Here is a 12,814-nt window from a genome sequence, read left to right as displayed (position 1 = left end):
TTATCGGTATCCATTCCATGAACTCCAGTTTGTCATTATTGCACCCTTATCCATTTGAAAAGCTGAATAAGCTATTTCAAGATGTGAAACCAGCAGATTTACCTTTGATTCCACTATCGATTGGTGAACCAAAGCATCCTGCACCGGAGTTTGTGAAACAGGCCATTATTGATAATTTTCAACACTTATCTACTTACCCAAACAGCAAGGGTTTACCTGAGCTTCGCACGAGCATTGCAAATTGGTTAACTCGTCGCTTTAAACTCAATAGCATCAGTGCAGACACCAACGTCCTGCCTGTGTCAGGTACACGTGAAGCGATCTTCTCGTTTGTACAAGCTTTGATTAAACGTGAAGATGCCCCATATGTGGTGATGCCAAATCCGTTCTACCAAATCTATGAAGGCGCAACTTTACTTGCGGGTGCAGAACCTTACTTCATTAACTGTACAGAAGAAAATAACTACCTTGGCGACTTTGACGCTGTGCCAGCTGAAGTTTGGGAAAAAACTGCTTTACTGTTTGTCTGCACACCGGGTAATCCTACAGGTGCGGTACTTTCTAAAGAACAGTTTAAAAAACTGATTGCACTGTCTGACCAATATAATTTTGTGATTGCATCTGATGAATGCTACTCAGAGCTTTGGTTTGATGAAGCACCTGTTGGTCTGCTTGAAGTCTGTGCTGAAATAGGCCGTGATGATTATAAGAACTGCGTGGTATTCCACTCACTGTCTAAGCGTTCTAACTTACCGGGTATGCGTTCTGGCTTTGTTGCAGGTGATGCTGCGCTTTTAAAACCTTATTTACAATACCGTACTTATCATGGCGCTGCGATGCCTGTTCAACACCAGTTAGCTTCAATTGCAGCTTGGGATGACGAAGCACACGTCGAAGAAAACCGCGTCCAGTACCGTGCAAAATTTGAATTATTCCAACGCGAACTGGGTCACCTACTACCATTACAAAAACCTGATGCAGGGTTCTACTACTGGTTAAAAGTGGATAATGATGAAAGCTTTGCCAAAATGCTCATGGAAAAAGCACACGTTAAAGTGCTTCCAGGCCGTTATTTATCGCGTGATACGGCACAAGGTAATCCGGGTGAAAACCATGTCCGGTTAGCCCTTGTTGCTGATATTGCCCAATGTGAAGAAGTCATTCGTCGCTTAAAAGCAGTACTTTAATTGATTTAAAGCGTTTTGCTTAAAACAAAAAATGCCCCAGATTTGGGGGCATTTTTATTTGAGTCATTTCTTAACAATCATTCAAAGCTAATCATCTAGCAATAATTATTTATAAACAATTATTGAGAAATCATTGAAAACCATTAGAAATCAAATGTAGCACTCAATTTAAATGTTCGAGGTTCGCTCAGTGACAAATACGTATAGTCGTTCACCGATGCAGAGGCCCAATAGTCTTTATCTAAAACATTAGTCACACTAAAATTCAAACTGGTGGGTACATTCTTGATTTGCGTTTTATAGTTTGCACCCAAATCTATACGTGTCCAATCTTTAAGTTTCAATGTGTTGGCATTGTTTGCATAAGTTGAACCCGTATATACAACGCGCCCATTTACACTAACATCTTGTTCAATCGGTAGTTTCCAATCCGCTTCGACATTGGCTTGGAACTCCGGCACACCGATCACACGATGTCCATCAAATAAACCTTGGTATGTGTCTTTTTGTTCGGTATCAATCCAAGTTACGCCGCCCAATATTTTGATTGAATCTGTTAATTGACCATAGGCATTAAATTCAAGCCCTTGGTGAATATTCGTCGCTTGACTGATTTGTGCTGTCCCTGAGCTATTCACTGAGGCTTTTTGGCGATCTGTATAGAAATAATTCAATGTTCCGCCAATCAAGCCATTTTCATATTTCACGCCCAGTTCTTTTTGTTTCGAGACAAATGGATCGGCAATAAAGTTATTACCTTCACTATCCAAAATCGCTTCGCCTTGAACCAAAGCTTCGATGTAATTGGCATACATAGACCATTCAGGCGTTAATTTATAACTCACGCCCAATGCCGGAGTAAGCTGATTTTTATTAATATTGTATTTATAGGTTCCGTAAGAATATACGTCTTGATCAACTTCCTGATAACGCGCACCAAGCATGAGGGTCAAACGATCATCTAACATCGAAATATTGTCGCCCAAGGCAAAACTTTTCAAGGTACTGACACCCGCTTTCGGATAAGTCCCTTCTACCCCCAACCATTTATCAATGTTTGAATCTTCGGTGTAAATCGGATCATAAAAATTATCATTCAAACTGGTGGCATAACCATAGCTATAGCGTTTATCTGCACGATATAAAGAACCAGAAGCGACCACTTGATGTTTTAAAGCACCTGTTTCAAATTGAGTTTTCACACCCAGTTCTGCTGAATGATTGCGATCTTTACGTGGAATCATCGATGCAGAAAGTTTTGCTGTTCCTGCTGCGGTATCACTTAATTGCTGGCTTGAGTAAACACCGGCTTCTTCTGATGTTCGAAAACCATATGCTGCATAGGCTGTCGTTGCATCGGTTATGTCATATTCTGCACGTACACTTCCGAATAAATCTTCTTCGTTTGAATAAGTCCACGCTTGACCATGATAATTAGCATATTGGGCTGCACTCGGAAGCTGTGTAACCGCATTGCTTAAACGTAAACTCGGTCGATTTTCTGCAAGGCGGTTATTGTTATACCCCAAATCACCAGATAGGCGGAGACGCTCCCCTTTGTAGTCCGCAGCAATCAAAGCCAATCCAAGTGTTTTCTTTTCTTGGTCAATCTCGGTTCCACCATCATGGTAAGCGGTATTGACCCGCACTCCAAATTGATCATCTGTCCCAAAGCGACGTGATACATCCGATGCCACATAGGCACCATTGAAGTTTGTCCCCACCGTCACACGTGTTAAGGGATCATTACTGGCTCGTTTCGGAAGCAAGTTAATTGAACCACCAATTCCTGTTCCTCCCGGGATTGCACCATTTAAAAATGCCGAAGCACCTTTGAAGACTTCTACCCGCTCAAACAGTTCTGTTGGAATATATTGGCGCGGCAATATGCCATACAAGCCGTTATATGCCGTATCATCTGATGCCAGTGCAAAACCACGAATAAAATAGGCTTCTTGAAAGTTCCCATAACCTTTGGCGGTACGCACACCAGCATCTGCTTGTAGCACATCCCCAACGCTTTTCGCTTGGCGGTCTTGAATATATTGCTGGGTATAACTGGTGATATTAAATGGTGTTTCTAAATTTTTCTGATTACCGAAAATGCCCACTTTACCACCTGTCGCGACTTGCCCCCCTGCATAAGGCTTCATCAAGCCATTTGCAGAAGCATCCGCACTCACGACCACATTAATGGCTTCTAGCGTTTGAACTTCAGTACTATCGATATTGGCAGCGGGATGTTCCGTTTCAGCGACTTCATTCGCATAAACATATGTGAACCCTTGTGTAGCACACGCCATCATCACACAGAGCTGCTTCATTTTTAACATTGGGAGAGTAATCCTAGAAAATACGCACACATAATAAATGATAATGATTAGCATTTATTCTTTCATTTCATCTTTTACGATGCTTTTTATTTATTACTTTTTATTTTTTAATTGTAATTTTTTATTAAGCTCAACTTAATGAATTACACCCACCTGATTGCCGAAGAGCGATTTCATTCATCAAATACACAAGGATTAAGTAATTTAATTTCCACTCATGAAACCAATTTTCAAGCTTCATCTATCAGATGAAAACCCAAACAATGACAAATCATTCTCGGAGCTTAAGACAATGATTAACATATGCCTTCTACTACAGGCTTATTGAGGTGGATGAATAGCAAATTCATGTTCAACGGTATAACTGAGATTTTTATCGACCATCGGAATGGGTTCAAGTCGCGCAACCAATAGGGATTTTTGTACTTTTTGATCAAAGCTTTTAGAGCCTGAACTTGCGATGAGTTTTGAGCTACCAATATAGCCTGTTGCAGCAATCACGGTGAGCTGTAGTTTGACAGGATGCTTATATGTTTTCATTTCAGACGCAGACAGCACATATTGTGGTGCATTTACCCAAGAGACTTCATACATTTTCGGTTTGACATGTGGATCAATTACATCGGCAACACGCGTAGGTTGGTATTCTTCAACAGGTGTTTTTAATAATTGCAATAATGCATTGACCCGAGCATCTGTCGTGCGGTCTAGATTGCTGGCATCAACAGACGTTTTTACAACTTCAGATGCGCTCAGATTGCTATCTGCCCATGCTGTACCCACACATACGGGTAAAAAAACCGTTAAAACACAAATTCGACGTTTAACTATCTGCCTAAACAATGTTATGACCTTCAAATAAAGAGACGTCAGTATAAAACATCCAAAAAAATAAAGACGCTTTCGCGCCTTTATATCAACCTCAGTTCGGCCAATGATTCACTTCATTTTACTGAGCCAAAGCTTTTTCAATATCTTCATTCAATGTTTCAGGCTTGGTCGTGGGTGCATAGCGGTTAATAACTTGCCCATTTTTGCCAATTAAAAACTTGGTGAAGTTCCATTTAATACCATTACCCAATACGCCTTTCGAGTTATTGGTTAAATAACGGAAAATCACATGCGCTTCAGGGCCTTTTACATTCACTTTGGCAAACATCGGAAAAGATACGCCATAGTTTTTTTGACAAAATGCGCCAATTTGATCATTTGAACCCGGATCTTGTCCGCCAAATTGGTTGCATGGAAAACCTAAAACCTCAAAACCTTGATCTTTATATTGTTCGTAAATTTTCTCCAAACCAGCAAATTGAGGAGTAAATCCACATTTACTAGCGGTATTTACAATTAATAAAACCTGGCCTTCATAATCTGCAAAGGATTTATTACTTCCGTCCAGTAATTCTGCTTCAAACTGGTGAATGGTGGTCATGGATAAGTTTCCTCATCATTTTTTTCTTTTGTTTCTAATTCTAAGGATGCTGAATTAATACAATAACGCAATCCAGTCGGCTGTGGTCCATCAGGGAAAACATGCCCTAAATGTGCGTCACAATGATGACAAACAATTTCTGTTCTGACCATACCGTGTGTCGTATCTACATTTTCTTCTACTGCAGCAGGTTCAATCGGCTTATAAAAGCTCGGCCAACCACAACCGCTATCGTATTTTGTTTCAGAAGAAAAAAGCGGTTCCCCGCAACAACGACATACATACGTGCCAGCTTGTTTCGTATTCCAATATTTTCCAGTGAAAGCTTGCTCCGTGCCTTTCTGACGCGTTATGCGAAACTCTTCTGGCGACAATTCTCTTTGCCATTCTCTTTCTGTTTTATTGAGTTTTCCCATGATGACGTCCCTTTATATCGTGGTATTTAAAATAGGATAATCCTATATTTACGTCATTCAATCTTAAATTTCTAGTCTTTATTCAACAATTTACAAAATCTATATAATGACCCAAAAAGCAAAAAGTAAGCAAATATAAAATCGTGGTGAGCAAAATACAAAATTAAATGCTTTTTTGTGAGCACCTTTAGTGATAATCTTAGCGCTACTCTTGCTCAGGATTAAAAAATGTCGCAGAAAAAGAGCGTAATTTTTAAAAATCTGCTGCCCGTGATCAAACAATATCAACAGGCAGGGTTTACGCATGAAAAAATAGTTGCTTTACTCAGAGACGAACATCATCTCGATTTAGTAACGACCGAGACATTTAAAAGCTATTTATACCGTTATGCAAAAGTGACCTCCACTCTTTCCGAGAATATAAAAATGCCGAATACGTTTAACACCCCCCGCGAAATTAAGAAATCGTCTAAGCTCGAGCATGTTTGCTACGACATTCGCGGACCAGTGTTGCGAGCGGCCAATGAGATGGAAGAGGCTGGCCATAAAATTATTAAATTAAATATTGGTAACCCTGCTCCTTTTGGTTTTGAAGCACCTCAAGAAATTATTAACGACGTGGCACTCAACCTGCCTAATGCAATTGGTTATACCGACTCAAAAGGCATCTTCCCTGCGCGTAAAGCGATTTGTCAGTATTATCAACAAAAAGGCATCTTAAACATGCACGTCAATGACGTGTATGTCGGAAATGGCGTATCTGAACTGATCGTGATGGCAATGCAAGGCTTGCTCGACGATGGCGACGAAATGCTAGTGCCTATGCCAGATTATCCGCTTTGGACAGCAGCAGTTAACCTTTCTGGCGGTACAGCTATTCACTATAAATGTGATGAAGAAAATTTCTGGTATCCAGATATTGCCGACATGGAAAGTAAAATCACCCCTAATACCCGCGGTATCGTGGTGATTAACCCGAACAACCCAACAGGTGCGGTTTACCCACGTCATGTGCTTGAGCAAATTGTAGCTCTTGCGAAGAAATACGACTTAATTTTATTTGCTGATGAAATTTACGACAAGATCGTTTATGACGGTATTGAGCACGTCTCTGTTGCGTCATTGGCAGGCGATCAGCTATGTATTTCATTCAATGGCTTATCTAAAGCGTATCGAATTGCAGGTTACCGTTCAGGCTGGATGGCAATTACAGGCGATAAATCACGTGCGCTAGACTACATTGAGGGTTTAGATATGTTGGCTTCAATGCGTCTATGTGCCAACCACCAAGCGCAATATGCGATTCAAACAGCTTTAGGCGGTTATCAATCGATTAATGATTTAATCCGTCCAGGCGGACGTTTATATGAACAACGCAACATTGCTTGGGAAATGTTGAATGATATTCCGGGTGTGTCTTGTGTGAAACCAGAGGGTGCTATGTACTGCTTCCCTAAACTGGACCCTGAAATTTACCCAATTCAAGACGATGAGAAATTCATGTTGGATTTCCTCCGTGCTGAAAAAGTACTGTTGGTTCAAGGTACGGGTTTTAACTGGCCAACACCTGATCATTTCCGTGTGGTGTTCTTGCCTGCTGAAAATGAACTACGTGAAGCACTCACTCGTTTAGGTCGTTTTTTGGCGAAAATGCGTTAATTCATAAGTGCTTTAAAAATAAAAAAACCGTACGCCATGTACGGTTTTTTTATTACTGTATCTTTAAATTTGATTTCTTACTGTACTCACACCACAGCTATCTTTTTGAATAGTTAAGTTTTTATAAATTTATTTTGAGCTTAGACCTTAGTCAAAACTTTAAGATCTGTTGATTTTTCTACAGCATATTCATGTTATTTTTTAACCAATCATAAAAACACATGAGTACGGGATGTTCTCAAACAAAATTAAACTGAGCCTATTTCTCTGTCTAAGCATGTGCCTAGGCATCGGGATATTACGTTTTTCCTATACCGCACTCCTCCCTTCAACCCGCGAAGCATTTGGTTGGAGCTCAAGTTTTGCCAGCATCTTAGGTAGTGCCAATTTGCTCGGCTACTTAATCGGCGCATTTTGGGCCATGAAATTACCCCAAAATAAAAGCATGGTGAGCTACATCCAACTCGCGGCTATTGCAGGGACACTCAGTTTACTCAGTTGTGCATTTTCAGGTTTTTCAGAAATTTGGTACAGCACTTGGCGCGTAATTTCAGGGATCAGTGGCGGCTTACTGATGATCCTCTCCCCAAGTGTCGTTGCCCAATGTTCAGTGCTTCAAGATCGCTTTAAAATCAACTTTATTGGTTTTAGCGGCATTGGCTTGGGGGTCTTAATGGCAACGCTATTTTTGCCTTACATCCAACAAATGTCGACAAAGTGGGCTTGGTTGATTTTATTTTCTTTTTCAAGCCTGATTTGTATTTTACTCAGCGTACTTTTGAAGAGTTTTAAAACACAGCTCACATCATTCACCACGATTTCAGCTGCAGAACATAAAGTTGATGGAATTTTCTATTGTCTCTTAATCGTGTATAGCACCAGTGCTTTTGCTTACGTGCCCCATTCATTATTTTGGATTGACTATTTAACTCACACCCTACACCTAAGCCCGATCGGGATCAATTTCAATTGGATTTTATATGGTCTAGGAAGTGCTTTAGGAGCATTTGCTGCTTACTGCCTAGCACAAAAACTGGGAAATATTAGTGCTCTTAAAATATTATATAGCAGCTATGTCTTGGCGATTTTTATAGCAATTATTAATATCCATCCACTTTTTACTTTTTTATCTTCTTTTGCTACAGGCCTGCTCAATCCAGCAGTGGTTTTTCTCACCTCTTATACCATTCTGCAAATCTATGGTAGCGCCTATAAAAAGCTCTGGAGTATTGCAACCCTGTGCTTTGCATCTATTCAATTGATCGGTGGTTTAAGCTTTAGTTTTTTACAGCGAATTGGTATTGATTATTCACAGCAATTTATTTTAGCCGCATGCGTACTCTGCATTGGAACACTACAACTCTTTTGGTTTACTCGAACACCAAAATTCAGCAAAAATACCGTCTAGGTAGATCACAAGACATTCAACTGCATCATCATTCACACATACAAAAGTCATGCATACAAAGAAAAGACCTATATAAATAGGTCTTTTCATTTTGATAAAGAGTGAATGGGCTAAGCTTTTTTCAGCTTTTTCTTTAATTTTTTCAGAGCAGAATTATGCTTTGAAATTTTGTTCAACCTCGCTTTAATTTCCTTTTTAAGTGATTTGGTTTTCTTAGACAAATTCATCTCCTTCTCGTCTACGTATAAAACTTAAATTTCGATCAATTAAAAACCATTCGGCCAAATGAACTTTGATTCACAAAGTCTTTAGCCTACTAATGATGTTGTTGACGCTGATTTCGTTGATGTGGCTGTTGTTTCTGTTTCTTTTGGTCTTGTTGCTGTTGCTGTTGTTGTTGTTGCTGATCATTTTGCTGCTGTTGATCAGATTGTTGGTTTTGTTGATGCTGTTTACGAGACATTTCATTTCTCCTTATCATCATAAGTATCACAATGTACTGTTACTAGATGTACATCTACTAAAGGACAACAACCAATGTACCGCTAATTTTCATGGAACCAACCCGATAAATGTTTCGAATTACGTCATTGTAAAATTTCTGGAGAATAATTAATTTGAAATCAATCCCCCTCTATTTTCTGCATTACCTAAGTTCACTCGAATAGTGCGGTTTTAAACTTTTAGTAACATGACAAGCATGCCAGACCATCTGATTGATTGCGTGAAGTCACCTTTTGATTGCTGTTTTTTGAATGGTATTGAGAAGCTATGATTCTGTGTTTTTAATGTTTAGTCCTAAAAAAGGACTGAATGATTCAATCCTTTTTACCTAGCCTTTTATGCATCTAGCTTTTTTACACCTAGATTAGCAAATAAAGTTAGTCCATATGCTCAATGATGGCTTGTCCAAACTCCGAACAACGCAAGAGTTTTGCACCTTGCATGAGTCGTTCAAAATCATAGGTCACTGTTTTGGCTTCAATCGCCCCCGCAATACCTTTAATAATTAGATCTGCCGCTTCAGTCCAGCCCATATTTCGCAGCATCATTTCTGCAGACAGAATAATAGACCCAGGGTTTACTTTGTCTTGACCCGCATATTTAGGTGCAGTGCCATGTGTCGCTTCATAAACTTGTACCGCGCCACCAATATTGGCACCCGGTGCAATACCAATACCGCCAACTTCAGCCGCCAAGGCATCCGAAATATAGTCACCGTTTAAATTCAGGGTAGCAATAACTGAATAATCGGTCGGACGCATGAGAATTTGTTGTAAAAAAGCGTCTGCGATCGCATCTTTAATCACGATCTCTTTACCCGTTTTCGGATTTTTTATTTTGACCCAAGGACCGCCATCCAAGAATTCACCACCAAAGCGCTCAACTGCGACTTCATAGCCCCACTCTTTAAACGCTCCTTCGGTATATTTCATGATATTACCTTTGTGCACCAAAGTGACATTCGGCTTATCGTTATCAATGGCGAATTGAATGGCCTTACGCACCAAACGCTGAGAACCTTCTTTAGATACAGGCTTAATCCCGATACCGCAATTTTCCTCAAAACGAATCTTAGTAACACCCATTTCCTCTTTAAGAAATTTGATCATTTTCTTGGCTTCAGGTGAATCTGCTTTCCATTCGATCCCAGCGTATATATCTTCTGAGTTCTCTCGGAAGATCACCATGTCTGTACGTTCAGGATGCTGAACAGGTGAAGGAACGCCCTTAAACCAACGTACTGGACGCACACAGACGTAGAGGTCTAATTCTTGACGTAATGCAACATTCAGCGAACGAATACCGCCACCGACAGGCGTCGTTAACGGCCCTTTAATTGAAACTACAAATTCGCGTAAAGCCTCAAAGGTTTCTTCAGGCATATAGGTGCCATAAATTTTATTGGCTTTTTCACCACAATAGACTTCCATCCATTCTATTGCACGTTTTCCACCATAAGCTTTTTGTACTGCGGCATTCACTACGGTTTTCATCACGGGCGTGATATCAACACCAATACCATCACCTTCAATAAATGGAATAATTGGATTATTGGGAACATTGAATGATAAGTCTGAATTTACTGTAATTTTTGTCCCATCCACTGGAACGACGATCTTCTGATAACCCATTTTTATGATCCTCCCTGAGAAGCGAGTGAAAAAATAATTGCTGTTTGATAAGACTTTTAATTGCGCTTCACGCATAATACTCTAAAGCAAATCTACCTTTTTTGAGATTTAGATGGGAAATAGCTGCATTTCCCTATTGAATAAATCTTAACCAATTTGAATTATTGTAATTAATAGAAGTTATTTCCTATGAAAATCGTCATCTTAAACAAGCCATATGACGTGCTCTCCCAATTCCGTAAAGACGAAGCGCATATGACCATATCTGACTTCGTGGACGATCCTAGTCTACGTATTGCAGGTCGTTTAGATATGGACTCTGAAGGTTTGGTATTTTTAACTGATCATGGTGGTTTAAATCAGTACATTACCAACCCTGAAAATAAAAAGTTCAAAACCTACTTAGTACAAGTCGATGGTGAGATCACAGAAGAAGCACTTGAGCAATTACGTAAAGGCGTTGAGCTGAAAGATGGTATGACCTTGCCAGCCAAAGCCATCAAAGTACAACAACCAGAATGGTTATGGGAACGTGATCCTCCTGTACGCTTCCGTGCAAACATTCCAACCTCTTGGGTTGAAATCCAAATTTGTGAAGGCCGCAACCGCCAAGTTCGTCGTATGACTTCAGCAGTGGGTTTCCCGACTTTACGTTTAATTCGTACACGTATTGGTGCAATCGATTTAGTTCAATTGGCTTTAGAACCTGGTGAAACCAAAGAAATTGAGCCTTTACTTTACCCTGATTTTCAAAATGTACCTGCAGAAGAACCTTACCGTTCGCGCTCTTATGTGAAAAAACCAGGCGGTACCGGTGGTAAGCCAATGGTTCGTAAGAATAAAGATGGTTCAGTGAAAAAGTCTGGTACAAAACGTATCTGGCAAATGGATGAGAGCGAAAAACCAAAACGCCGTACCAATGGTACAACTCGTCCGAATACCAAAGCCCCACGTGGCCGCGGCCGTAACGGACGTTGATAAAAAGCTTCAAAAAAGGCCTACATTTGATGTAGGCCTTTGCAATTTTATAAATTTAATAATGTTTAAGATTTAATTAATGTTTCGTTTCTAATATTAACGATAACGAGATAAACATTGATTAATTAAACATCAAAAATGAGCAGCACATCTACACACAATAGAAGCAAAGTATTAATTATTCATGACAACCGAATTGGACATTTAAATCCAGCAATTGCTGTCAGTGAAATGATTGAGAAGCGCTTTTATTTACAATCTGAGCAGTTTGTAATCCCCACTTTACCTAAGCGTACAGTGAGTATTTTTAAGAAATTATCTCATTTCCCAAATTTGTTTCGCACACTCGGGCGCTTATACTTTAAATTCTTACCGAGAAACTTAGAGCATACCGACGTTATTGTCTGTTCAGGTATGCCTAATTTAATTTATGCCGCTTATTTATCTCAACGTTTCAATATCCCGCTTATTTATGCAGGCGGGACACGTAAATTTAATTGGCAATTTATCGATTGGACTATTACAACGATTCCCGAAGATCATTCAGGTCGACAAATCATTATTCCTACAGGTGCTGTACCTTCTAAAATTACTCGCTTAGCGCATATTCCGTCGAATCATGAAGCATGTCTGTTAATTGGCGGACCGACAAAAGAGTACCCTTTTACCCATCAAGACTTTGAAGAGATGATTCAGCAATTTATTCAATTTGCAGATCAACATCAAATTCAGGCTTCGGTCATATGTTCTCGTAGAACGCCTGCGTTATCAGAACATGTAATTCAAATGTTAAAAGATAAAAATATAGAGCTTGTGAATACATGTTCTAAAACTTCTATTTGCGATGTGTTAAAGCGTAGTGAATATATTTTTGTGACTGAAGATAGTGCAACGATGTTATCTGAATCGATCCAAACCGGTCGCATTGTTATTTCTGTTTGTCGTGAATATTCTGAAAAAGATGAAATTATTCAAAATTATTTAGATCTCGAATTAATACAACGTAAAACTATTGGGCAGATTACTGAAGCTGCATATATCAAGCCAAAATTAAATGCTCAACATATTGAACAAATCGTGACTCAACAACTTGCAGAAGATTTGAGGGCAAAATCTCAAGAACTGAGTTTTTATAAATGTCATGCAAAAAAAGCTGTTATCTATTAATTAAAAATTTTATTCGATAGAAATTAAAGCTCAAACTTTTAAAGTAATTTAATACGTTCAGTACATGAATGTTTTAATGACTATGGGCAAGAATAAATG

The 12,814-nt window shown here is 39.4% G+C and carries 11 protein-coding genes; 5 read left to right on the top strand and 6 right to left on the bottom strand.

The genetic code is table 11. The features are described 5' to 3' along the window. Nucleotides 1–17 precede the first annotated feature (17 nt). The gene (gene dapC, locus FTT76_RS05535) at nt 18–1,187 is read left to right on the top strand and encodes a succinyldiaminopimelate transaminase (RefSeq protein WP_168379650.1); all 1,170 of its coding nucleotides are present in this window, start codon (nt 18–20) and stop codon (nt 1,185–1,187) included. A 143-nt stretch (nt 1,188–1,330) separates the two neighbouring features. Here the strand turns inward: dapC and FTT76_RS05530 are convergent, their stop codons facing one another. The 4 genes from FTT76_RS05530 to msrB form a co-directional block, all read right to left on the bottom strand. After that, nucleotides 1,331–3,520 carry a TonB-dependent siderophore receptor gene (locus FTT76_RS05530; RefSeq protein ID WP_180190137.1) on the bottom strand — a complete coding sequence of 730 codons (2,190 nt, stop codon included), beginning with the start codon at nt 3,518–3,520 and terminating at the stop codon, nt 1,331–1,333. A gap of 321 nt (nt 3,521–3,841) precedes the next feature. Beyond that, complete coding sequence (locus FTT76_RS05525; RefSeq protein WP_180009462.1) at nt 3,842–4,363, bottom strand: energy transducer TonB; 522 nt, start codon at nt 4,361–4,363, stop codon at nt 3,842–3,844. 106 nt (nt 4,364–4,469) lie between these two features. After that, complete coding sequence (locus FTT76_RS05520) at nt 4,470–4,952, bottom strand: glutathione peroxidase (RefSeq protein WP_180004104.1); 483 nt, start codon at nt 4,950–4,952, stop codon at nt 4,470–4,472. Next, on the bottom strand, nt 4,949–5,368 hold the full coding sequence (gene msrB / locus FTT76_RS05515) for a peptide-methionine (R)-S-oxide reductase MsrB (RefSeq protein WP_180009463.1): 420 nt from the start codon (nt 5,366–5,368) through the stop codon (nt 4,949–4,951). Before msrB ends, FTT76_RS05520 begins: the two co-directional genes overlap by 4 nt. A 228-nt stretch (nt 5,369–5,596) precedes the next feature. On the opposite strand from msrB, the gene FTT76_RS05510 reads away from it, so the two are divergent. After that, nucleotides 5,597–7,027, top strand: a complete 1,431-nt coding sequence (locus FTT76_RS05510) for a pyridoxal phosphate-dependent aminotransferase (RefSeq protein WP_078189059.1) — start codon at nt 5,597–5,599, stop codon at nt 7,025–7,027. Between the two features lie 232 nt (nt 7,028–7,259). Then, nucleotides 7,260–8,435, top strand: coding sequence for a YbfB/YjiJ family MFS transporter (locus tag FTT76_RS05505; protein WP_180009464.1), 1,176 nt, complete (start codon nt 7,260–7,262; stop codon nt 8,433–8,435). A gap of 316 nt (nt 8,436–8,751) precedes the next feature. On the opposite strand, the gene FTT76_RS05500 is transcribed toward FTT76_RS05505, so the two are convergent. Together FTT76_RS05500 and icd are read right to left on the bottom strand one after the other, a co-directional pair. Continuing rightward, entirely contained in the window at nt 8,752–8,898 is a 147-nt protein-coding gene (locus FTT76_RS05500) for a hypothetical protein (RefSeq protein WP_180027239.1), read from the bottom strand. A 418-nt stretch (nt 8,899–9,316) separates the two neighbouring features. Continuing rightward, complete coding sequence (gene icd, locus FTT76_RS05495; RefSeq protein ID WP_180009426.1) at nt 9,317–10,570, bottom strand: NADP-dependent isocitrate dehydrogenase; 1,254 nt, start codon at nt 10,568–10,570, stop codon at nt 9,317–9,319. 189 nt (nt 10,571–10,759) lie between these two features. Between icd and FTT76_RS05490 the strand changes: the two genes are divergently transcribed. Together FTT76_RS05490 and FTT76_RS05485 are read left to right on the top strand one after the other, a co-directional pair. Next, nucleotides 10,760–11,548: an rRNA large subunit pseudouridine synthase E gene (locus tag FTT76_RS05490; protein ID WP_180009425.1), complete on the top strand. Its 789-nt coding sequence runs from the start codon at nt 10,760–10,762 to the stop codon at nt 11,546–11,548. Nucleotides 11,549–11,686: 138 nt separating this feature from the next. Beyond that, nucleotides 11,687–12,715, top strand: a complete 1,029-nt coding sequence (locus tag FTT76_RS05485; protein ID WP_180009424.1) for an ELM1/GtrOC1 family putative glycosyltransferase — start codon at nt 11,687–11,689, stop codon at nt 12,713–12,715. The last annotated feature ends 99 nt before the right edge of the window (nt 12,716–12,814 follow it).

The sequence above is a fragment of the Acinetobacter sp. YH01009 genome, from assembly GCF_013420765.1.
In the GTDB taxonomy this organism is placed as follows: domain Bacteria; phylum Pseudomonadota; class Gammaproteobacteria; order Pseudomonadales; family Moraxellaceae; genus Acinetobacter; species Acinetobacter amyesii.
Note: the sequence above shows the minus strand (reverse complement) of the source record. Positions and strands in the feature narration are given on the sequence as shown.